This window comes from Cryobacterium sp. TMT4-10, assembly GCF_004403275.1.
GTDB lineage: Bacteria > Actinomycetota > Actinomycetes > Actinomycetales > Microbacteriaceae > Cryobacterium > Cryobacterium shii.
Map to the genome: position 1 here is coordinate 122,540 of NZ_SOGU01000090.1, position 19,983 is coordinate 142,522.

Annotated in this window: 21 protein-coding genes; 10 read left to right on the forward strand and 11 right to left on the reverse strand. The window is 69.7% G+C overall.

The annotated features are described in order from the left end of the window. The first annotated feature begins 22 nt into the window (after positions 1 to 22). From E3T42_RS13530 to E3T42_RS13545, 4 genes are all read left to right on the forward strand, one after another. Positions 23 to 2,476 carry a hypothetical protein gene (locus tag E3T42_RS13530; protein WP_134403146.1) on the forward strand — a complete coding sequence of 818 codons (2,454 nt, stop codon included), beginning with the start codon at positions 23 to 25 and terminating at the stop codon, positions 2,474 to 2,476. Continuing rightward, a complete protein-coding gene (locus E3T42_RS13535) occupies positions 2,445 to 2,654 on the forward strand; it encodes a hypothetical protein (RefSeq protein ID WP_134366750.1) in 210 nt (69 codons plus the stop codon). Before E3T42_RS13530 ends, E3T42_RS13535 begins: the two co-directional genes overlap by 32 nt. Positions 2,655 to 2,850: 196 nt before the next feature. After that, positions 2,851 to 3,105 (forward strand): hypothetical protein, encoded by a 255-nt coding sequence (locus E3T42_RS13540; protein ID WP_134366751.1) that lies wholly within the window; start codon positions 2,851 to 2,853, stop codon positions 3,103 to 3,105. A 137-nt stretch (positions 3,106 to 3,242) separates the two neighbouring features. Next, complete coding sequence (locus E3T42_RS13545; RefSeq protein WP_134364975.1) at positions 3,243 to 3,638, forward strand: hypothetical protein; 396 nt, start codon at positions 3,243 to 3,245, stop codon at positions 3,636 to 3,638. A gap of 110 nt (positions 3,639 to 3,748) precedes the next feature. Here the strand turns inward: E3T42_RS13545 and E3T42_RS13550 are convergent, their stop codons facing one another. Continuing rightward, positions 3,749 to 4,309 carry a YceI family protein gene (locus tag E3T42_RS13550; protein WP_134364976.1) on the reverse strand — a complete coding sequence of 187 codons (561 nt, stop codon included), beginning with the start codon at positions 4,307 to 4,309 and terminating at the stop codon, positions 3,749 to 3,751. Positions 4,310 to 4,440: 131 nt separating this feature from the next. Between E3T42_RS13550 and E3T42_RS13555 the strand changes: the two genes are divergently transcribed. The 5 genes from E3T42_RS13555 (at position 4,441) to E3T42_RS13575 (ending at position 9,549) form a co-directional block, all read left to right on the forward strand. Further along, positions 4,441 to 5,241, forward strand: a complete 801-nt coding sequence (locus E3T42_RS13555; protein ID WP_134364977.1) for an oxygenase MpaB family protein — start codon at positions 4,441 to 4,443, stop codon at positions 5,239 to 5,241. Between the two features lie 75 nt (positions 5,242 to 5,316). Then, positions 5,317 to 5,811 (forward strand): Lrp/AsnC family transcriptional regulator, encoded by a 495-nt coding sequence (locus tag E3T42_RS13560; RefSeq protein WP_134364978.1) that lies wholly within the window; start codon positions 5,317 to 5,319, stop codon positions 5,809 to 5,811. Positions 5,812 to 5,921: 110 nt separating this feature from the next. Beyond that, the gene (pdhA, locus tag E3T42_RS13565; RefSeq protein WP_134364979.1) at positions 5,922 to 7,076 is read left to right on the forward strand and encodes a pyruvate dehydrogenase (acetyl-transferring) E1 component subunit alpha; all 1,155 of its coding nucleotides are present in this window, start codon (positions 5,922 to 5,924) and stop codon (positions 7,074 to 7,076) included. After that, complete coding sequence (locus tag E3T42_RS13570) at positions 7,073 to 8,080, forward strand: alpha-ketoacid dehydrogenase subunit beta (RefSeq protein WP_134364980.1); 1,008 nt, start codon at positions 7,073 to 7,075, stop codon at positions 8,078 to 8,080. Before pdhA ends, E3T42_RS13570 begins: the two co-directional genes overlap by 4 nt. Next, a complete protein-coding gene (locus E3T42_RS13575; protein WP_134364981.1) occupies positions 8,080 to 9,549 on the forward strand; it encodes a dihydrolipoamide acetyltransferase family protein in 1,470 nt (489 codons plus the stop codon). Before E3T42_RS13570 ends, E3T42_RS13575 begins: the two co-directional genes overlap by 1 nt. A gap of 39 nt (positions 9,550 to 9,588) precedes the next feature. Here E3T42_RS13575 and E3T42_RS13580 read toward each other — a convergent pair whose 3' ends face one another. The 7 genes from E3T42_RS13580 to E3T42_RS16910 form a co-directional block, all read right to left on the reverse strand. Then, the gene (locus tag E3T42_RS13580) at positions 9,589 to 9,840 is read right to left on the reverse strand and encodes a hypothetical protein (RefSeq protein WP_166787156.1); all 252 of its coding nucleotides are present in this window, start codon (positions 9,838 to 9,840) and stop codon (positions 9,589 to 9,591) included. A gap of 16 nt (positions 9,841 to 9,856) precedes the next feature. After that, on the reverse strand, positions 9,857 to 10,186 hold the full coding sequence (locus E3T42_RS13585) for a hypothetical protein (RefSeq protein WP_134403147.1): 330 nt from the start codon (positions 10,184 to 10,186) through the stop codon (positions 9,857 to 9,859). A 97-nt stretch (positions 10,187 to 10,283) separates the two neighbouring features. Next, positions 10,284 to 10,598, reverse strand: a complete 315-nt coding sequence (locus E3T42_RS13590) for a carboxymuconolactone decarboxylase family protein (RefSeq protein ID WP_134364984.1) — start codon at positions 10,596 to 10,598, stop codon at positions 10,284 to 10,286. 231 nt (positions 10,599 to 10,829) lie between these two features. Then, positions 10,830 to 12,902, reverse strand: coding sequence for a phenylacetic acid degradation bifunctional protein PaaZ (gene paaZ / locus E3T42_RS13595; RefSeq protein ID WP_134403148.1), 2,073 nt, complete (start codon positions 12,900 to 12,902; stop codon positions 10,830 to 10,832). Next, positions 12,899 to 13,813, reverse strand: a complete 915-nt coding sequence (locus E3T42_RS13600) for a 3-hydroxyacyl-CoA dehydrogenase family protein (RefSeq protein WP_134364986.1) — start codon at positions 13,811 to 13,813, stop codon at positions 12,899 to 12,901. Before E3T42_RS13600 ends, paaZ begins: the two co-directional genes overlap by 4 nt. After that, complete coding sequence (locus E3T42_RS16905; RefSeq protein WP_134405315.1) at positions 13,810 to 14,556, reverse strand: enoyl-CoA hydratase/isomerase family protein; 747 nt, start codon at positions 14,554 to 14,556, stop codon at positions 13,810 to 13,812. The genes E3T42_RS13600 and E3T42_RS16905 overlap by 4 nt, the downstream gene beginning before the upstream one ends. Beyond that, entirely contained in the window at positions 14,557 to 15,741 is a 1,185-nt protein-coding gene (locus tag E3T42_RS16910; RefSeq protein ID WP_134410223.1) for an acetyl-CoA C-acyltransferase, read from the reverse strand. Positions 15,742 to 15,897: 156 nt separating this feature from the next. Between E3T42_RS16910 and E3T42_RS13610 the strand changes: the two genes are divergently transcribed. Then, positions 15,898 to 17,130 (forward strand): low temperature requirement protein A, encoded by a 1,233-nt coding sequence (locus E3T42_RS13610; RefSeq protein ID WP_166787155.1) that lies wholly within the window; start codon positions 15,898 to 15,900, stop codon positions 17,128 to 17,130. Between the two features lie 23 nt (positions 17,131 to 17,153). Here E3T42_RS13610 and E3T42_RS13615 read toward each other — a convergent pair whose 3' ends face one another. The 3 genes from E3T42_RS13615 to E3T42_RS13625 all read right to left on the reverse strand — a co-directional run bounded on the left by E3T42_RS13615 (position 17,154) and on the right by E3T42_RS13625 (position 19,932). After that, complete coding sequence (locus tag E3T42_RS13615; RefSeq protein WP_134403150.1) at positions 17,154 to 17,705, reverse strand: hypothetical protein; 552 nt, start codon at positions 17,703 to 17,705, stop codon at positions 17,154 to 17,156. Further along, positions 17,698 to 18,258, reverse strand: a complete 561-nt coding sequence (locus tag E3T42_RS13620; RefSeq protein WP_134364989.1) for a hypothetical protein — start codon at positions 18,256 to 18,258, stop codon at positions 17,698 to 17,700. Before E3T42_RS13620 ends, E3T42_RS13615 begins: the two co-directional genes overlap by 8 nt. Positions 18,259 to 18,396: 138 nt before the next feature. Further along, positions 18,397 to 19,932, reverse strand: a complete 1,536-nt coding sequence (locus tag E3T42_RS13625; RefSeq protein WP_134403151.1) for an HNH endonuclease signature motif containing protein — start codon at positions 19,930 to 19,932, stop codon at positions 18,397 to 18,399. Positions 19,933 to 19,983: the final 51 nt, after the last annotated feature.

Consider the following 19,983-nt stretch of genomic DNA (forward strand, 5'->3'; position numbering starts at 1 on the left):
TGGCGCGAAGGGGGTCCCGGGCATGGTCGCGGAGCAGCAGCGCCGGGGCAGAGGCCGCGCCTTCAGCCTGATCCTCGCGAGCAAACTGAGGCCTCCCGCGGTCGCCGCCGGCTCGCTCCAGCGACCGCGGCTCCTCGAACAGCTGAACGGCGGCACCCCACTGACCGCAACGATCCTCGCCGCCCCGGCCGGCTACGGCAAAACCGTCCTGGCCTGCCAGTGGCTGGAGCAGACCCGGATGCCCTCCGCCTGGCTGTCCCTCGAGCCCGGCGACGGTGAACTCCCCCTCTTCCTGGGCTATCTCACCGCGGCCGTGCGGGCCGTCTTCCCCCGCGCATTGCCCCAAACCGAGAGCCGGGCGCCGCAGAGACTGACGGAGCGGGAGCTGACGACGCTCCTGCTCAATGAGCTGGAGGTGCTCCCGGCCCGCCTGGCGCTGGTCCTGGACGACTACCACCTGGTCGCGTCAGCGCCGGTGAACCGCCTCTTCGAGTCGATTCTGCGGCATCCGCCCCGCGGCCTTCATCCGGTCTTCCTGACCCGCTTCGATCCCCTCCTGTCCCTCGACGAGCTGCGACCGCACGGGGAACTGTCCGAAATCAGGGAGCGCGATCTGCGATTCACCCGGGAGGAGATCGAAGAGATGGTGACTCGCGAGCTGGGCGCGCCCGTGGACGCGGAACTCGCCGCGGCGGTCGAGGAGAAGACGGAGGGCTGGCCGGTCGGCCTGCGGCTCGGTCTCGCCGCCCGGCGGAACCGGGGTGACCCGGCCGCCCTGGCCTCGAGCGCGACCGGTCACTTCGATGACGAGCACATCCACCGCTTCCTGGCCTCAGAGGTGCTCACCGCCCAGCCCGCCCAGCTACGCCGGCCCCTCCTCATGATCTCGGTCGTCGACCGTTTCTGCGCCCCTCTGTGCGACGCGCTGCTCGCGGATGGGGACCCGGACGCCGTGCACCCCACGGGACGGGAGGTGCTCGACTGGCTGTCACGGCACAATCTGTTCATCTCCCGCCTGGGCGGCGCAGGCGAGTGGTACCGCTATCACCATTTCTTCCGGGGCCTCCTCCGCGCGCAACTCGAGCAGAGCCGGGCAACGGATGTGGCCGCGCTGCGCAGGCGGGCCGGGGCCTGGCTGGCGGGCAACGGGTTTCCCGACGAGGCGCTGGACCAGCTGCTCGCCGCCGATGACCTGCGCGGCGCGGCCGAGATCGTCGTGTCCCGCGGACAGCGCCTCCTCGACGAGGGCGACTGGCCCCGGCTCGGACGGCTGCTCACCCGGTTCCCCCGCGAGCAGGCCGACCGGGACCCTCGCATCCTCAGCCTGGAAACCTGGGCGCTGATGGGAGCGGGCGGCCAGGGCCGGGTCCTGGCTAGCGCGGTCGACCGAATCGACCAACTGCTCGCGTCCGGGCCCGCTGCCACGTTCCCCGGGCAGGAGGACTCGGACCTCGGCGGAAGTCAGGACGTGCTCCGGGGCTGCCTGGCTCTCGCTGCCGGTGACGCCCGCGACGCGCTTCGGCTGGCCGAACGGGGCCTGGCCTCGCTGCCGCGGACCCGGGAACGACAAACCGCCTTCGGCCGCGCGCTCCGCATCGTGTCTCTGCAGGCCACGGGAGATTACCCCGCCGCACTCACCGCGGCCGAAGACAGCAGCCTCGATCCCGTCCTCGGCGCCAATCGGTCAAGACCGTGGGAGTTGGGTCGTGCGCACGCCGCCTGGCTCGAGGTCGATCTCCGCACCGTGCGCGCGGGGGCCGAGAACCTCCTCACCCACGGGGAGGAGGACGGGCTGCCCGACCTGGCGGCCGCCGGGCGGTACCTGCTCGGGATCGAGCGTTACGCCCGGAACGATCTGGCCGGGGCGGAGGAGATTTTGGGTCCCCTCGTGGACGACCGTGCCGGCAGCGCGTCCATCCACTTCGTGCACGGCCTGGTCGCGCTCTGTTTCACCCGGCAGGCGCTCGGGCGATCGGCTGAGGCCTGGGTCCTGGCTGAGCGGCTCGCCGGTCTGGCCGCCGAACGGGGTGAGCCGTTCCTGCTCGGCTTCGCTCAGACCGCTCAGGCGGAATTGGATCTGCACCACGGCCGTGAGCCATCTTGCGTTCGTGGGGACGTACCGGGACGTGTCGTCCGCCGAAGGCGACTTCCAGGCCGTCAGAGACTTCTACGGCGCGGGGCCGGTCGACAGGGGACCCGTCGGCGTGGGCGACCGAATCCGCTCGTTCGATGCCGCCGTGATCGCCAAGAAGGGCGACGGCACCGCGAAGCTGTACATCAGGTCCGACACCGTTCCCGCTCGGGGCAGGTCGGTCGGCACGGGATGGGGTCTGGCCACCGGACTGGCCGTTGTCCTGCTGCCCGCGATCGGCATCGGCGCCGCCGGCTGGACTGCCTATTCCGGAGCCGGACTGTCCGCCATCGCCGGCCGGGTCGCGCGGGGAATGACTCGCGCCGATCTGCAGGACCTGGGTGAGCTCCTGGATTCCGGCTTCGCCGCCCTGATCGTCGTCGCCGCAGCCGGACTACGCGGGGCCATCGAACGGGCCATCGGGCACGCCGCCACCATCGCCGTCAGACCGGTGGCGGCCGACGAGGAACGCCCGGTCCGGGCCCTGGACGAGGTCAGGGCCGCGATCACGGCCACCGGCTGATCCCGCCGTGGCTACTCCCTCGAAGAACCCTTTGGGAGGTTCACAATCCGCCGCCCCCGGCCGAAGGTGAGAGCGCAATTCTCGACGCCGAACACTTCCGTTGGGCATGAACAAGGAGGGTACTCATGAGCAGATCAGACGCATATAAGAAGAGGCAACTGGGTGGGCAATCGGAGCGGCCGCCTTCGCGGCCTTCATGATGCTCATGCTGGGCAGCTGGTGGATCATCGGCGGAATCGTCGCCCTGGTGGACGACACTTTCTACGTGGCCACGGCGAACTACATCCTCCAGTTCGACACGACGTCCTGGGGCTGGATTCACCTGATCCTGGGCATCCTGACACTGCTCGCCGGGTTCGCCATCTTCACCGGAGCCGTCTGGGCTCGCACGATCGGCGTGATCCTGGCCTTAATCGGAACGCTGGAGGCATTCGCCTGGCTGCCGCATTAGCCGTACTGGGCGATTCTGCTGATCGTCGCGAGCGTCTCCGCAATCTGGGCCCTGACCGTTCACGGTCGTGACATCGCCGTCTAGGACCCCCGCCGAACCGCACCAGTTTGCACAACTGCAGAAGGAGGAGGTCTCCCATGACTGAACAAGAGCCCAGCGGATGGACGGTCGGTGCGGCGGCCTTCGCCGCCTTCATGATGCTCATGCTGGGGTGCTGGTGGCTGATCGCCGGGATCGCCGCCCTGGCGCAGGACGGGTTCTACGTCGCAACGGAGAACTACGTGCTCCAGTTCGACACGACGACCTGGGGCTGGGTGCACCTGATTCTGGGCATCCTGACGATCATCGCCGGCGGCACGCTCTTCACCGGCAAGGTGTGGGCGCGCACGTTCGGGGTGATCCTGGCCTTCATCGGAACGCTGGTGGCATTCGCCTGGCTGCCGTACTACCCGTTCTGGGCCATGCTCTTCATCGTCGCGGGCGTCGCCGTAATCTGGGCGCTGACCGTGCACGGGCGTGAACTCGCCAGATAGTGCCCATGAAAGCACGAAAGGAGGGACCCCCCGTGGCGGGGTCCCTCCTTTGTTCCGGTCGGGAAGCGCTCCGGTCTGGACGCGCTCCCGTCAGGGAGTAAGCCCTGTGATCAGGCCTGCAGTGCCGCCTGGAGCTCGAGCGTGATGGTGACCTTGTCACCGAGCAGGAAGCCGCCGGTCTCGAGGGCCGCGTTGTAGGTGAGACCGAAGTCTTCGCGGTTGACCTCGGCCTTGGCCGTTGCGCCGGCCTTCTGGTTGCCGTACGGGTCCGTGGCGAAGCCGCCGAACTCGAAGTCGAAGGTGACGGGCTTGGTGACGCCCTTGATCGTGAGGTCGCCGTCGACGAGGAAGTCGCCCTTGGCCGCACGCACGCCGGTGGAGACGAAGCTGATGGTCGGGTACGTCTCGGCGTCGAAGAAGTCGCCGGTGCGCAGGTGGCCGTCGCGGTTCGGTTCGTTGGTGTTGATCGAGGCGACCTGGGCGGTGGCCGTGACGCTGGATTCGAGCGGGTTCTCACCGGTGACGATGGTGGCGTCGAAGATCTCGAACTTGCCCTTGACCTTGCTGATCATGATGTGACGGATGCTGAAGCCAACCTCGCTGTGGGTCGGGTCGATCGTCCAGGTTCCGGCCTTGTAGCCGGGGATGCTCACTGCGGTGGTCTCAGTCATGGGTGCTCCTTCAATCCGTGGGACGGTGGATTCTCGCCGTCGGTTATATGCAAGTGCATACGACTGCGCATTATTCCCATCCATTTCTGCTGTCGCCGCTTTACACTCGGATTTCAGCCGGGAGGAGCACCATGAAGCTGCGAGACCAGAACCTCAGCGACATTGCCGGCGAGGCCGTCCTGATCGCCGCCGGCGGACGCTCCATCCTGCTGCAGATCGCCAATCCGGCTATCGGCCACGGGGTGGCCCACCACAGCGACTTCGTCGCCCATCCGCTGAACCGCCTGAACGGCACCCTGAGCTACGTCTACGCCGTGGTGTTCGGCACACCCGAGGAGGCCGCCGGCGCGACCCGCCGCGTCAATCTCGCCCACGGGCCCGTCAACGCACCCGCAGCACCCGGCCGGCCGGCCTACAGCGCCTTCACCCCGGAGTTGCAGCTCTGGGTGGCCGCGACCCTCTACGACTCCGCGATCAGGATGCGGGAACTCGTCTTCGGCCCGCTGGACGAGGCCACGGCCGACGCGGTGTACCAGGAGTACGCCGTGCTGGGTACCTCGCTGCAGATGCCGGCCGCCCTCTGGCCCCGCGACCGGGCCGCCTTCGCCCGCTACTGGAGCGAGCAGGTCGCGGGATTGCAGACGGATGCCACCACGCGAGCCGTCGCCCGCCAGCTGCTGCACCCGCGGACCGGCCCGCTCTGGCTGCGGGTGCTGATGCCGGCAGGCCGGTTCGTGACCGTTGGACTGCTCCCCGCCTCCGTTCGCGGCCTGTTCGACCTGTCCTGGTCACCGCGGTCCCAGCGCCGCTTCGATCGCCTGCTGAGGTTCACCGCCGTGGTCTATCCGCGACTGCCGCGGCGGCTGCGGTACTGGCCGAAGAACCACTACCTGCGGGCCGTGCGCGCCTCCCTGGAGCTGGCAGTAGTCTGAAACTCCGCCGACAGAACTCCGCCGACAGAACAGCGACGACTCCCCCGCCTGAGCCGCCCGAGCCCGAGGAATACCATGACGCAGCACCCGGCGCCCGCGGCCTCCGCCGGGCTCGACCCGATCGACCGACGGATCGTGGCCGAACTCAGCCGGGACGCCCGGCTGTCGACGAGGCAGCTCGCCGCCCTGGTGCACGTCTCCCGCACGGCCGCGCACACGCGGTTGCACAACCTGGTCGAGCGGGGAGTCATCACCGGGTTCGGCGCTCAGATCGACCGCACGGCCCTGGGCCTGAAGGTCACGGCCCTCGTGATCGTGAAGATCGCCGACGTGTCCTGGGCCGACATCGCCGCCCGGCTGAGCGAACTCCCCTTCGTCGAGAAGGCGATGGCGGTGAGCGGTGACATCGACATCATCCTGACCGTCAGCGCGCCGGACCACGAACAGCTGAGCCAGGCCATCCTGCGAGACATCCACAGTATGCCGGGCGTGGTCTCGACCCGCTCGCACCTGATCCTCGAGGAAATCGCGGGTCACGCGCCGGCCCTGGCGCCGGACATCTGGCGCTGACGACCTGATTTCACCGGTCGAATGGTTCGGCGCGGATCCGCTTCGGGCCATTCGTTCACAACCGTCACGGCGATATCGTCGCCGGGCGACGGATGCCGCACCATTGCGTCATGAGCCTCAATGTCGAGCACCTTCCGGAGAGCACGCTCTCGGTGCCGCAACCCCTCCGACTGATCGATGACGCCGGCCGGGCGGTGGCCCCTGACGAGACCGGGGGGCTCACCCTGCCCGACCCGGCCACCCTGCTGAGTCTGTACCGGCGGATGGTCGTCGCCCGGCGATTCGACGTGCAGGTCACCGCGCTGACCCGGCAGGGCCGCCTGGCCACCTACCCGTCCGCGCTCGGCCAGGAAGCCTGCGAAATCGCCGCGGTCGCCGCCCTCGACAGCGGGGACTGGCTGTTCCCGACCTACCGGGATAGCATCGCGCTGCTCACCCGCGGAGTGAAGCCCGAGCAGATCCTGGCGTCGTTCCGCGGCGACTGGCACAGCGGCTACGACGCCTACGAGCACAAGATCGCCCCGCAGGCCACCCCGCTGGCCACCCAGGCCCTGCACGCCGTGGGGCTGGCCACGGCCGCCAAACTCAAGCGCGACAGCACGGTGGCGCTCACCCTGCTCGGCGACGGCGCCACCAGCGAGGGCGACACCCACGAGGCCCTCAACTTCGCCGCCGTCTGGCAGGCCCCCGTGGTGTTCCTGGTGCAGAACAACCAGTTCGCGATCAGCGTGCCGCTCGACAAGCAGATGCGCTGCCGCACCATCGCCGACAAGGCCATCGGGTACGGCATGCCCGGCTACTACGTCGACGGCAACGACGTCGCCGCGATGTACGCGGTCACCTCGGCGGCGGTGCAGAACGCCCGGGCCGGCCAGGGTCCCACCCTGATCGAGGGCCTCACCTACCGGATGGAGGCGCACACCAACTCGGACGACCCGAGCCGCTACCGCGATGCCGGCGACCTGGAGATCTGGCGACGGCGCGATCCGATCGCACGCCTGGACACCTTCCTCTCCGAGTCTGGCGCCCTGTCGGACCGGGAGCGCGCGGACATCCTGCTGGAGGCCGAAGATCTGGCCGCCTCGACGAGGGACTGCATGACGCGCACGGCTCCGGTGGATCCGCTCGAGCTGTTCGACCACCTGTATGCCACCCCCCGCACGGCGCTCCGGGAACAGCGGGACTTCCTGGCCACCGAGCTCGCCGACTACGCCGACCACGCCGCGCACGCCGCGGACGCAACCCAGTCAGGTGCAACCCGATGACGCTCCCCGCTCTCGCAGAGACACGCCCCCCGGCCAGCCTCACCATGGCGGCCGCCCTCAACGCGGCCATCCAGGACGCGATGCGCGACGACCCCACGGTGGTTCTGTTCGGTGAGGACGTCGGGCCGCTCGGCGGCGTCTTCCGAGTGACCGACGGCCTGTACGCCGAGTTCGGCGAGACCCGCGTCAGCGATTCCCCGCTGGCCGAGTCGGGGATCGTGGGAACGGCGATCGGCATGGCCATCTACGGTCTGCGGCCGGTGGTGGAGATGCAGTTCGACGCCTTCAGTTACCCGGCGTTCCAGCAGATCGTGTCGCATGTGGCGAAGATGCGCAACCGCACCCGCGGCCGCATCTCGCTGCCGATCGTGATCCGGATTCCCTACGCCGGCGACATCGGCGGGGTGGAGCACCACTCCGACTCGTCCGAGGCCTACTGGACGGCGACTCCCGGCCTGACCGTGGTCTCGCCGTCGAACCCGGCCGACGCGTACTCGATGTTGCGCGAGGCGATCCGGAGCGACGACCCGGTGATCTTCATGGAGCCCAAGAGCCGCTATTGGTCCAAGGCCGAGCTCAGCCTGCCGGTGCAGACCGCTCCGATGAACACCGCCCTCGTGCTGCGGGAGGGCACCGACGTGACGCTGATCGCGTACGGTCCGACCGTGAAGACCGCCCTGGCGACCGCGGAGCTGGCCGAAGCCGAGGGTCTCTCGATCGAGGTGATCGACCTGCGCAGCCTGTCCCCGTTCGACGACGAGACCGTGGGCGCGTCCCTGCGGAAGACCTCGCGCGCCGCCGTCGTGCACGAGGCCGCCCAGTTCGGCGGGTACGGCGCTGAAGTGGCCGCCCGGCTCACCGAACGCAACTTCTTCCATCTCGCCGCGCCGATCCTGCGGATCACCGGCTTCGACATCCCGTATCCGTCGCCCAAACTCGAGGAGTACTTCCTGCCCACCCCCGACCGCATCCTGGCCGCCCTCGGCAGTTGGGAGTGGTCCTGATGGGACAGAATTTCATCCTCCCCGACCTCGGCGAGGGACTCACCGAGGCCGAAATCGTCTCGTGGCTGGTCGCTGTGGGCGACACCATCGCGATCGACCAGCCCGTGATCGAGGTCGAATCGTCCAAATCCATCGTCGAGCTGCCCTCCCCCTACGGCGGCGTGGTCGAAGCCCTGATCGGCGACGTCGGCCAGGTCGTCCACGCCGGGCAGGTGATCCTGACGGTGACGGATACCGTCGCCCCCTCGGCCGGGACGCCCACCCCACCGCCGTCCCCGGCGCCCCCTGCTCCCGACTCGGGGGCCGATTCGGGCGCCGACTCGGGGGCCGATTCGTCCGTCGCGCCCGCGGGCTCGGCATCCGGCGCCGTGCTGGTCGGCTACGGCACGAGTGAGAACACCCGCCCGGTGCGCCGCCCCGCCCAGGGGCGCTTCGGCATCCGTTCCAGCGCCGCGCAGCCGGCCGCCGTGACTCCGGCGACTCCGGCGACTCCGCCGCGGGTGGCGCCCACCCCACGTTCCGGTCGGTCCCCGGTCGTCTCGCCCCTGGTGCGGCGACTGGCCCGCGAGAACGGTTTCGACGCGACCACCCTGCAGGGCAGCGGCCCGGACGCCCTGGTGCTGCGCCGGGACGTCGAGTCCTACATTCGCGACCGGGCCGCCGCGGCGGCAGAAACCGCTGTGGCAGCTCCCGTGGCGGCTCCCGCGTCAGCTTTCGTGGCTCCCGTGGCGGCTCCCGTGGCAGCTCCCCCGGCCGCCCCAGAGGCCGCGATGAAGCCGGAAGACATCCGCATCCCGATCAGCGGACTGCGAAAAGTGGTCTCCGAGCGCATGACGACCTCGCGCCGGGAGATCCCGGAGGCGACCGTCTGGCTCGACGTGGACGCCACCGAGCTGTTCGCGGCCCGCGACCGCCTGCTCGCGGCGACCGGTGAGCGGTTCAGCGTGACGGCCCTGATCGCCCGTTTCACGGTGGCCGGACTGCGCCGGTACCCGCTGCTGAACTCGTCGGTGGACACCGCGAGCCAGGAAATCCTGCAACACGGCGCCGTCAATCTGGGCATCGCCGCCCAGACTCCGCGGGGGCTCATGGTGCCGGTTGTGCACGGCGCCCACGCTCTGACGACCCGGCAGCTGCGGGACTCCATCGCCGGTCTGGTCGGCCAGGCCGCGGACGGAGCGTTCCCCCCGGCCGCGCTGAGTGGAGGCACGTTCACCCTGAACAACTTCGGTGCGCTCGGGGTCGACGGGTCGGCCGCGATCATCAACCACCCGGAAGCCGCGATCCTCGGCATCGGCCGCATGATCGAGCGCCCCTGGGTGGTCAACCACGAACTCGCGGTGCGCACCGTGGTCGAGCTGTCCCTGGTCTTCGATCACCGGGTCTGCGACGGGGGAACCGCCGCCGGCTTCCTCACCTTCGTGGCCGCCTGCATCGAATCCCCCGTGAGCCTGCTCGCCGATCTCTGACCGGGCAGCAGTATTCGGCCAGACACTATTCGGTCAGCACTATTCGGTCAGCACATCGCATTCCGGTACCGCGTCGCATGCCTGACCGATCGTGCTCCCGGTGTCCGCGGCGGCCGCCCCGATCGCCTCCACCGTGCCCGCCAGTGCCGCCAGTGAGTCGCCGGCGGCACTGACGACGGCAGCGATCGCCGCGACCAGGGCCGTTCCCGTCTTGCCGTCAACGGCGGCCACGCTCGCCTCGAGGGCGCCGAGAGACGTGTCCAGGTCATCAGCGGATTGCCGCACCGCCACCAGCTCGGGATCGTCCTCACGTCTGGCGGGGACGTCCTTGAGCGTCGTCGTGAGCGTTGCCGCCGCCCGTCGTGGCTGCGGTCGCCAGCCCCTGGAGATCGGACTTCAGGGTCGAGGTCGAGATGCAGACGTCACCGGCCCAGGGGGTCTGATCGGCCGACGGCGCAGCGCCCGCGCTCGGCGTCGACGCAGAGGCAGACCCTGAGGCCGACGCTGAGGTCGTGGGCGACGGTCTGCTGGGTGCCGAGTTCGCGCATCCGCTCAGCGCGAGTGCGGCGGCCAGCATGCCGACCAGCGATCTGAGGCGCCGGGCCGGATGCCGGGACGCGTGGGGGGATCTGCTCACGGTGTTCTCCCATTCGGTAATGGTCCGCGCCCGGCCCCCGCTTTCTGAGGCTCGCGGGCCGGACTCCAGGACCTGGCCGGTTCCTGTTGCCTGTCTGCTACTGCGTATCCTCCGACCCCAGCTCGATCGCGATGCCGAGGGCTTCCGCAATCTTGCCCACGGCGGCCATGGTGCGCGGAGTGCCGATGATCGGTGCGACGGCGACGAGGACATCCTCCACATCCTCCACGGTCACGCCGGCGTCCTCCGCGGGTCCGACGTGCAGCAGGTAGGACATGACCGGGGCGTCAGTCGCGGCGAGTGCCGCGATCCGGACGAGCATCAGCGAGCGGTCGTCCAGTTCGGTGCTGGCCAGTGACACGGCATTGATGTCGGTCATCGTCTCCAGGACGGGGTTCTCTCCTCGAGCCATCAGTGGTACTCCTTGTCCAGGGCTGGGCCCTTGTCGATAGCGGGTCAAAAGCTCCCGGACCTGTCCGGGCGACTCCCGCTCGGGTCATTATTGGCCCCCGAATGAGGGATGGAAACGGCTGAGCCCGGCGAAGTTGAATATTGCCCCTTGAGCGCACAAATGGCCCCCAGGGAACAGTCCAGGGGGCCATCTGTGCGCTTTCGCTGCCGGCGTGGTGCGCGTTACGGCGGGTTATTCCTTGGCGACCAGGGTGAGCACGTCGTAGGTGGCGACGACCTCATCGTTCTGGTTGTGCAGCACGGCATCCCAGCAGACCTCGCCGTACTCGTCCGTCTCACGCGGGGTGATGCGCTTGGCCGTGAGGGTGACCCGGATGCTGTCGCCCGCCGAAACCGGAGTGACGAACCGCAGGTGCTCCAGTCCGGAGTTCGCCAGCACGGGCCCGGGGGCCGCGTCGACGAACAGCCCGGCCGCCCAGGACACCAGGAGGTAGCCGTGCGCGACGATTCCGGGGAAGAACGGGTTGGCAGCGGCGGCCTCGGCGTCGGTGTGGGCGTAGAACTTGTCGCCCGTGGCCTCGGCGAAGGCCGTGATGTCCGCGAGAGTGACCACGCGCGGTCCACCCTGCGTCTGGTCGCCCACGCGAAGCTCGGCCAGCGACTTGCGGAACGGGTGGATGCCCGTGTGCACGGCTGCGCCGGTGTGCCATTCGCCGGTGACGGCGGTCAGCATGTCGGGCGAGCCCTGGATGGCGGTGCGCTGCATGTGGTGCAGCACCGAACGGATGCCGCCCAGCTCCTCGCTGCCGCCGGCGCGCCCGGGCCCGCCGTGGACCAGGTGCGGCACGGGTGAGCCGTGACCGGTGCTGCTTCGGGCATCGACCCGGTCGAGCATCAGGACCCGGCCGTGGTGTGCGGCGATCCCGAGCACGAGCGTGCGCGCGACGTCAGGGTCGTGCGTGGCGACCGTGGTCACCAGCGAGCCGCCGCCGAGGGCGGCCAGCGCGACGGCGTGCGCCAGATCGGTGTACTCGATGATGGACGCGACCGGGCCGAACGCCTCGATCTCGTGCACGGCCGGGCATTCCGGGTCGTCGAAGGCCAGCAGCACGGGCGCCACGAACGCGCCGACCGGATCGGTCCCCTCCGGGGTGTCCAGGCTGCCCATCACGATGTGCCCGCCCCCGCTGATCAGGCGCCCGACGCTGCCGAGCACCTCGTCACGCTGTTCCCGGCTCGCGAGGGGGCCCATCGTGACCCCCTCGGCGCGCGGGTCCCCGATGGTGACGCGGCGCGCCACGCGCTCGGAGACGGCCGCGACGATCTCGTCCCGGCGTCCCGCCGGCACGATCAGGCGACGGATGCTGGTGCACTTCTGGCCGGCCTTGCTGGTGATCTCGGTGACGACCGAGGCCACGTAGGCGTCGAATTCGGCGGTGCCCTTCGTCGCATCCGGTCCCAGGATCGCGGCGTTGAGCGAGTCGGTCTCGCTGGTGAAGCGCACGCCGCCCTCCACCACGTTGGGGTGCGCCTTGAGGCTGCGGGCGGTGCCGGCGGAGCCGGTGAAGGCCACCAGGTCGCGGTAGTCGAGGTGGTCGATCAGGTCGCGGGCGCTGCCGGAGATGAGCTGGAGGCTGCCGGTCGGGAGGATGCCCGACGCCAGGATGTGCCGCACGACCGCCTCGGTCAGGTACCCGGTGGGGGTGGCCGGCTTCACGATCGTGGGGACCCCGGCGATGAACGCCGGCGCGAGCTTCTCGAGCATGCCCCAGACCGGGAAGTTGAACGCGTTGATCTGGCACGCGACCCCGGGGATGCGGGTGTAGATGTGCTGGCCGCTGAACGAGCCGTCGCGGGAGAGGGCCTCGACGTCGCCGTCGACGTAGACCTGGCTGTTGGGCATCTCGCGGCGTCCCTTGGAGGACAGGGTGAAGAGCACGCCGATGCCGCCGTCGATGTCGACCATCGAGTCGTAGCGGGTGGCCCCGGAGCGCGCGGAGAGCTCGTAGAGCTCCTCCTTGACCCCGCCGAGGTACTGGGCCAATTTCTTGAGCAGGATGGCGCGCTGGTGGAAGGTGAGTTCGCCGAGCGAGGCCTGGCCGATCGTGCGGGCGTGTTCCACCACCGCGGCGAGGTCGAGGCCCTCGCTGCTGACCTGAGTGATCTCGTCGCCGGTGCTCGCGTCGAGCACGCGCTGGGTGCGGGCGCCGTCCGCCGGAGTCCACCAGGAGTCGAGAACGTAGCTGGGCACAACCGTGCCGGTGCCGGGTTCAGAGGTGCCGGGTCCAGAGCTGAGGAGTGTCATGATGCGTCCTTCCAATCGAAGAAGCCGCGGCCGCTTTTGCGTCCGAGGTCACCGCGCGCGACGAGGTCGCGCAGCAGCTGCGGCGGGGTGAAGCGGTCGCCGAGGGTCTCATGCAGGTGCTCGGCGATGCCGAGCCGAACGTCGAGCCCGACGATGTCGGTCGTGCGGAGAGGCCCGACCGGATGCTTGTAGCCGAGCACCATGGCGGCATCGATGTCCTCAGGGCTGGCGACGCCCTCCTCGACCATGCGGATCGCCTCGAGCGCGATGGCGACGCCGAGGCGCGAGCTGGCGAAGCCGGGTGAGTCACGCACCATGATGGGCGTCTTGCCGAGTGCGGACACCCAGGACTGGGCGAGTCGCGCGAGCTCCGGGTCGGTGCGCTCCCCCGTGACGACCTCGATCAGGGTCGAGACAGGCACCGGGTTGAAGAAGTGCAGGCCGATGAACCGCTCCGGGCGGTCGAGCGCCTCGGCCAGATCGGTGATCGACAGCGAGGAGGTGTTGGACGCGAGCCAGGCCGTGGGCGCGAGGTGCGCCTCCACGGTGCGGAGCGCCTGCGTCTTGAGGGCGACGATCTCCGGCACGGCCTCGACGACCAGCCCGGAGCCGGCGAAGGCGGCGGCATCCGTCGCCACGCTCAGCCTGCCGAACAGCTCGTCGCGGCCGGCGGCCACGCTGCCGCGGCTGACCGACTTGTCAACGGCCGCCATCACCCGGTCGTGCGCGGCGGCAGCGGCGGCGTCGCCCTGCTCGACCACGGTGACGGATGCGCCGGCCATCAGGAACGCGTGCGCGATCCCCGCGCCCATCCGGCCGCCGCCGAGCACACCGACGTGCTGCGGCACGCCGCCGGGCAAGTTCTCGGTGCTGAGGCTCTCGGTGCTGAGGTTCTCGGTGCTGAGCGTCATCGCTTCTTCCTCTCCAGGAATGCGGTCATCCGGGTGAATTTCTCTTCCGATTCGAACAGGCGGGCCTGGGCCTCGTTGTCGGCCTGCGGGTGTTCGTGGGCCGGAACGTGGAAGACCTCCTTGGCCAGTTGGGTGGCCAGGGGGTCCTGCCGGGCGATCCGGTCAGCCAGGGCGTGCGCGGCCGCGAGGAGCGCGTCCGGCTCGTGCACCTCCGTGACGAGGTGCACGGCGAGAGCCTCCGCGGCGGTCAGGATGCGCCCGGCCAGGATGATCTCCTTCGCGACGGGCTCCCCCACGAGCTCGGCCAGCCGCCAGAGGGCGCCGGCGGCCGGGATGATGCCGAGCGCCGTCTCCGGGTTGCCGAGTCGGGCGGTCTCGGAGGCGATCCGGAAGTCGGCGGCGTAGGCCAGCTCGGCTCCGCCGCCGAGCGCCCAGCCGTCGATGGCCGCGATCACCGGCAGCGGCAGGCGGGCGATCCGCGCGAACAGGCTGGAATTGATGCCCTTGAGGGCGTCTTCCGCGCGCCGGTCCCGCAACTGGGCGATGTCCGCCCCGGAGGCGAACACGCCGTTCGTACCGGACAGGATCAGGATGCGCGGCCCGCGCTCGAGTTCGGCGCAGACCTGGTGCAGCTCGTCGATCATGGTCTGGTCGATGGCGTTGCGCACGTCGGGCCGGTTCAGCTGCACGTGTACGCGGTCGGGTCGGTACTCGACCAGCAGGGTCGTGAATTCGTGGCTCATCTAGACACGCTCCACGAGCAGGGAGGAGCCCTGTCCGACGCCGACGCACATGGTTGCCACGCCGCGACGGGCGCCCTCGCGCTCCATCCGGCCCAGCAGGGTGATCAGGATGCGGGAACCGGACGACCCGAGCGGATGCCCGAGGGCGATGGCCCCGCCGTGCCGGTTGACGATCTCCGGGTCCAGCCCGAGCCGGCGGATGCAGGCCAGCGACTGGGTCGCGAAGGCCTCGTTGAGTTCGACGGCATCCACGTCCTTGACGGTCAGGCCGGCCCGCTGCAGCAGTTTCTGCGTGGCCGGGACCGGGCCGAGGCCCATGGTCTCCGGTGCGACACCGGCGCTGGCGCCGCCCACCACGCGGGCGCGGGGGGTGAGGCCGAGGCGCTCGATGGCCGCGGCGCTGGCCACGATGATCGCGGAGGCGCCGTCGTTGAGCGAGCTGGCGTTGCCGGCCGTGACGATGCCGCCCGGTCGCACGACCGACCGCAGCGCGGCGAGGCGTTCGAGCGTCGTGTCGGCCCGGGGCCCCTCGTCGAGTTCGACCAGGCCGGCGCGGGTGGGCACCCCGACGATCTCGGCGTCGAAGATGCCGTCACGCTGGGCGTCCAGTGCCAGCCGGTGCGAACGCAGGGCGAAGGCATCCGCGTCGGCGCGGCTGATGCCGTCGATGGTGGCGACCTCTTCCGCCGTCTCCGACATAGAGAAGGTGGCCTTGTCGCGGGCCTCGAGGCGCGGGTTCCGGAAGCGCCAGCCGATGGAGGTGTCCACGATCTCGCCGGGCTTGGCGAAGGCCTTCTCCGGCTTGGCGAGTACCCAGGGTGCACGGGTCATCGATTCGACGCCGCCGGCGATGACGAGGTCGGCTTCACCCGCCTTGATCATGTTGGCCGCCATGTGCACGGCGGAGAGGCCGGAGGCGCAGAGCCGGTTGACGGTGATCCCCGGCACGCTGTCGGGAAGACCGGCCAGCAGCACGGCCATCCGGGCGACGTTGCGGTTGTCCTCGCCGGCCTGGTTGGCTGCTCCGAGGATCACCTCGTCGATCAGAGCCGGGTCCAGACCGGCGCGGGACACGACCGAGGCGAGCACCAGGGCTGCGAGGTCATCGGGACGGATGCCGGCCAGCACTCCGCCGTATCGGCCGATGGGAGTTCGAACACCATCAACGAGGAATGCTTCGGGCATGGCTTCATCACCTTTGATCGCCGTATTTACTAACTGACCGTTCGTTTCGTAAAGAATGTCATAGAAAGCACCAGATGGGCAACCGACAGCCCGCTCCGCGGGATCAGGCGGGCGGGATTCCCGCACGGGCTCACGCTACTGGGGCAGACTGGTCCGGTGACTTCACAGCCCCACACCACCCCCGCCATCCGTTCGCCTGGTTTCGGGATCCGCCGCAACCTGCTGCGTCCCGATCATTCCGCCCAGGCGGACCGGGTCACGCACATCGAGCTGTTCTTCGACCTCATCTTCGTGCTCGCGCTGACCCAGCTCTCCCGCTATCTCTACGAGAACCAGTCCTGGGCCGGCGCGCTCGAGTCCGCCGTGCTCGTTCTCGCCCTCTGGTGGATCTGGGTGCACACCACCTGGGTGACCAATGTGCTCGATCCGGCCCGCCTGCCGGTGCGCGGCGCCGTGATCGGCCTGTCCTTGATCGGGCTCGTAATCAGCGTGTCGATCTACGAGTCCTTCGGCGACCGGGGCCTCGTCTTCGCGCTGGCCTACGTCCTGCTGCAATTGGGCCGCACCGCCTTCATGGCGATCGCTGTGGCCCGCCACGACTCTGCGCTGTTCCGGACCTTCGTGCGGATCTTCCTCTGGCTGGCGATGGCGGGCGCCTTCTGGATCGTGGGCGGCCTGCTCCCCCCGGCATATCGCCTCGCGCTCTGGACCCTGGCTCTCGGCATCGAGTTCCTCTCCGCCGGCGTCGGCTTCCCAGTGCCCGGGCTCGGACGGTCCCGCCCGGGGAACGCCGAGCTCACCGGCGCGCACATCGCTGAACGCAGCGCCCTCTTCGTGATCATCGCGCTCGGCGAATCGTTCCTGGTAACCGGATTCGCCTTTGTCGACCAGTCGGCGTCACTGGCGGGCGTGCTGGGGCTGCTGATAGCTTTCGTCAGCGGCGTTGCGATGTGGTGGCTCTACTTCGATCACGCCGAGAGCGCCGGCAGCAGGGCGCTCGCGGCCGACGAGGGTTCCGGGCGCGTCGCCCGGCTCGCCTACACCTACGTGCACGCCGTGATCATCGCCGGCGTCGTGCTGACCGGTGTCGGCGACAAGGAAATCCTCGGGCACCCGCACGACACGATGATGCTCTCCACGGCCGTCACGATCACCGGCGGGCCACTGCTGTACCTGCTCGGACTGGCGCTGTTCCGTCTGGTCGTGACCGGCGAGGTGCTCCTGTCACACCTGCTGGGCATCGTCCTGCTGCTGTGCCTGCTGCCGCTGTCCTTCCTGCTGTCCCCTCTCCTGCTCGGAGCCGCGAGCATGGGGGTGCTGGCGGTCGTCGCCTGCTGGGAGACGATCGTGCGCCTCCGCAACGGCACGGCAGACGAGGAGGCCGGCTAGGCCGGAAAAGAAGAACGGACCGACTAGAAGAAGTCGTCGGGGGTGCCGGCCGCCTTCGTGACCGCGTCGGTGCCCATCCGCGCGGCGGTGAGCTGGGCCACGGCGACCCGCAGGCCCGACTCCATCTGGGACGCCCACACCTCGGTCTCCCGGCTGGCCGCGTCGGCGGCTTCCGCTCGGGCGAGAGCCTTTTCTTTCTCGGCCCGCTCGTTACCGACCTGCTGGATGCTCAGCGTGATGCCGTAGTACGCGGCCACCATCGAGGCGATCGGGGTCGCGAACACAGCCAGGGCGTTGATGCTCTCGCTGGAGACCCCCGCCACGAGCATGACGATGAAGACCAGCGCCAGCGCCCCGATGGCGACCAGGACGACGAGCGCGGTGCGCTGGGCGGGCGACGGCACCCGTCTCACCGCGGCGGCGGAGGCAGCGCGCTCCGGCGCGGGCGGCTGCTCGGGCTCGGGCTGCAGCTCCGCCCCGCGTTCGTCGACGAAATCGGAAGTCACCAGGGTCTGGGTTGGATCGGTGTCCAGGGTCCTGGTCGGTGCGGGTGTTCCCGAATAGAAATCAGTCATGATGCGTGCTCCGTCCGGAGGAATCGGCTGGGTAGATTGGCTCATTGTCTTCTGCCGTTGGGGCGTGGTCAAGGTTGGCCCCGTCGTCGCCACCAAGGAAGACCCGTTTGTAGCTGCGACCGTCAGGCAACTCGATCGTCCGGCTGGCCAGCTTTCCCCGGCTGACCTTCAGATAGACGGCCTGAACGGTCACCCCCAGTTTCGCTGCTGCCGCCGACACGGACAAACCCGGCAGGTCGGTCGGCACGGTGCTGGGACGGACAGCTCGCTTGCGCCCCGCGGCTTGGCGGGCCGCGATCTCGTCATCCGTGCCGCTCCACCGCGACTTGGCCGCTGCGGTCTGCAGGAGCGTCGCTTCGGCGATCTCCTCCCAGGTCGATCCGCCGCGGAGTGCGTTCCGCACACCGGTCAGGGTGGCCGGGTCGGCATCGAGCTCACGGAGTAGGGTGCGGATGGCCCGCACGCGGTCGAGCGGGGCGGTCTGGGCGGATGCGTCCAGCTCGCCGAGCAGGGACAGCGCCGCGCTGGTCGTCGGTGCCAGAAAATAGCCCATGGGGTCTCCCTCGCTCGGAAGATCGGTGATCCTCGGCATCCAGCGTACGGGGTTCGGGGTTCGGGGTTCGGGGCACGGAGTTGGAGCGCCGGTCAGCGGGGCGGCAGCGGGACGGCCGAGGGGCTGGTGCGAGGTCGGCTAGTGCGCGGAATCGGTGGCCCGTGGGTGAGCGCGGGTGCGGGCGCGGTTACCGACGCCAGCACCGCTGGCCCGATGGGCCCGGTGGTCCTGGCCCGGTACCCAGGTGCGGGCCGGGTCGTGGCAGACCGGGGCCATGACCTCGGGTTTGCCCCGCACCATGCGGATCAGCCACCCCGAGGTCTCGATGCTGTGATGGTGGAACCAGCAGAGCAGCACCCCGTTGTTGATGTCGGTGGGCCCGTGGTTGACCCAGGGGATGATGTGGTGCACCTCGGCCCAGGCCGCGTTGACCTGGCAGCCCGGGATGATGCACCCGCCGTCCCGGGCGGCAATCGCCCGGCGTTGGGCCTGGCTGAAGAATCTTTCCTTGCCGCCGAGGTAGAGGACCTCCCCGTTCACGCCGAAGACGATCTTGCGGTACCCGCCGGCGCAGATGAGCTGGTTCACGGTGCGCATCGACACGGGGGCTTCGACCCCGTCGATCCAGCCGACTCCGTGCTCGTCGGCGAGGTCGACGGCGTTCACGTGCACCATCACTGTCGGCGCCGCCCCGCCCATCTTCGGGGTGCCCGGGGCCCGCGCTGCGGCCTCGAACACCCCGCGGAGGATGTCCGCGCGTTTCTCGCCGCCGTTCCGATCATCGCTCAGGGCGGCGGCCTCGGCGCCGGGGATGAGCTCCCCGGAGTCCATCAGCGCCTGCTCCTCAACGCTCGGGAACGCGGGCGCCGCGTGCGCGGAGAGGTAGGTGTCGAAGATGCCGTTCATGATGCCGCGCAGCTCGGCGGTGACGGCGCCCCGGAGCGGGTAGAGGCCGTCGCGGAGGAGCCCGAACCCGACCGTGCTGCGCGGCTCCGCGACGTCTTCGTTCGGGGCGGTGCCGTCCGGGTCGAGCCGCGCCTGCCACTGCATCGCCATGCCCCGGATCAGGTCCGCCGGAAAAGCGAACCCCTCCCCCGGCAACCCCCGGGTCTCTTCGGTGACAGCGCCGGTCGCGGCGGCGACCAGGGCGCGTTCCGCGGTGAGCAGATCGTCGGGCGCGACACTCGGGCTCACCTTGTCGAGGGCCGTGACGATGGCTTCGGCCGCGTCCACGCCCAGGTCTCCGCAGGTCAGCCCGGCCGCGACAGTCGAATAGTACGGCGGCAGCATGCTGGTGCAGGCCCGGCGCTGAGTGACGTTCCCGCCGAGCCGCACCCTCCGGTTCGCTTCCCGGGCGGACACCCGGGTGAGGCGGGTGATCAGGTCGATGCCGTTGCTCGCGCCCTGCTTCCAGGCGAGGGAATCGTGGCCGAGGATACTCCGGGAGCGGTCCGCGACATCCGTCGCAGTCGACACCCGGGCCGCATCGACGCGGCGCCCGAGCTGCTCGACCGCGCCGAGAAGCGCCAAAGCGTCGGTGTCGGACGCTAGCGATAGCGTGATGGAGTCAAGTGCCGCGGCCACAGCCAGACCGGCCTGCCGCACGAGCTGCGCAGGTGAATCTGCCGCCTCGGCCGAGGCGGCTGGTGACTGCGGTGCGGATGCTCCTGCCATGCCCCGATTTTAGCAAAAAGCGTACGTGGTGTCGAGACTATCTCAACTATT

Excerpts from the sequence above, each read along its gene's own strand:
- E3T42_RS13530 (WP_134403146.1), top strand. The coding sequence starts at position 23 with ATGGTCGCGGAGCAGCAGCGCCGGGGCAGAGGCCGCGCCTTCAGCCTG.
- E3T42_RS13615 (WP_134403150.1), bottom strand. The coding sequence starts at position 17,705 with ATGACTGATTTCTATTCGGGAACACCCGCACCGACCAGGACCCTGGAC.
- E3T42_RS16910 (WP_134410223.1), bottom strand. The coding sequence starts at position 15,741 with ATGCCCGAAGCATTCCTCGTTGATGGTGTTCGAACTCCCATCGGCCGA.
- E3T42_RS13590 (WP_134364984.1), bottom strand. The coding sequence starts at position 10,598 with ATGGCTCGAGGAGAGAACCCCGTCCTGGAGACGATGACCGACATCAAT.
- E3T42_RS13620 (WP_134364989.1), bottom strand. The coding sequence starts at position 18,258 with ATGGGCTATTTTCTGGCACCGACGACCAGCGCGGCGCTGTCCCTGCTC.
- E3T42_RS13550 (WP_134364976.1), bottom strand. The coding sequence starts at position 4,309 with ATGACTGAGACCACCGCAGTGAGCATCCCCGGCTACAAGGCCGGAACC.
- E3T42_RS13570 (WP_134364980.1), top strand. The coding sequence starts at position 7,073 with ATGACGCTCCCCGCTCTCGCAGAGACACGCCCCCCGGCCAGCCTCACC.
- E3T42_RS13560 (WP_134364978.1), top strand. The coding sequence starts at position 5,317 with ATGACGCAGCACCCGGCGCCCGCGGCCTCCGCCGGGCTCGACCCGATC.
- E3T42_RS16905 (WP_134405315.1), bottom strand. The coding sequence starts at position 14,556 with ATGAGCCACGAATTCACGACCCTGCTGGTCGAGTACCGACCCGACCGC.
- E3T42_RS13545 (WP_134364975.1), top strand. The coding sequence starts at position 3,243 with ATGACTGAACAAGAGCCCAGCGGATGGACGGTCGGTGCGGCGGCCTTC.
- E3T42_RS13555 (WP_134364977.1), top strand. The coding sequence starts at position 4,441 with ATGAAGCTGCGAGACCAGAACCTCAGCGACATTGCCGGCGAGGCCGTC.
- E3T42_RS13625 (WP_134403151.1), bottom strand. The coding sequence starts at position 19,932 with ATGGCAGGAGCATCCGCACCGCAGTCACCAGCCGCCTCGGCCGAGGCG.
- E3T42_RS13535 (WP_134366750.1), top strand. The coding sequence starts at position 2,445 with ATGACTCGCGCCGATCTGCAGGACCTGGGTGAGCTCCTGGATTCCGGC.
- paaZ (WP_134403148.1), bottom strand. The coding sequence starts at position 12,902 with ATGACACTCCTCAGCTCTGGACCCGGCACCTCTGAACCCGGCACCGGC.
- pdhA (WP_134364979.1), top strand. The coding sequence starts at position 5,922 with ATGAGCCTCAATGTCGAGCACCTTCCGGAGAGCACGCTCTCGGTGCCG.
- E3T42_RS13540 (WP_134366751.1), top strand. The coding sequence starts at position 2,851 with ATGATGCTCATGCTGGGCAGCTGGTGGATCATCGGCGGAATCGTCGCC.
- E3T42_RS13575 (WP_134364981.1), top strand. The coding sequence starts at position 8,080 with ATGGGACAGAATTTCATCCTCCCCGACCTCGGCGAGGGACTCACCGAG.
- E3T42_RS13600 (WP_134364986.1), bottom strand. The coding sequence starts at position 13,813 with ATGACGCTCAGCACCGAGAACCTCAGCACCGAGAGCCTCAGCACCGAG.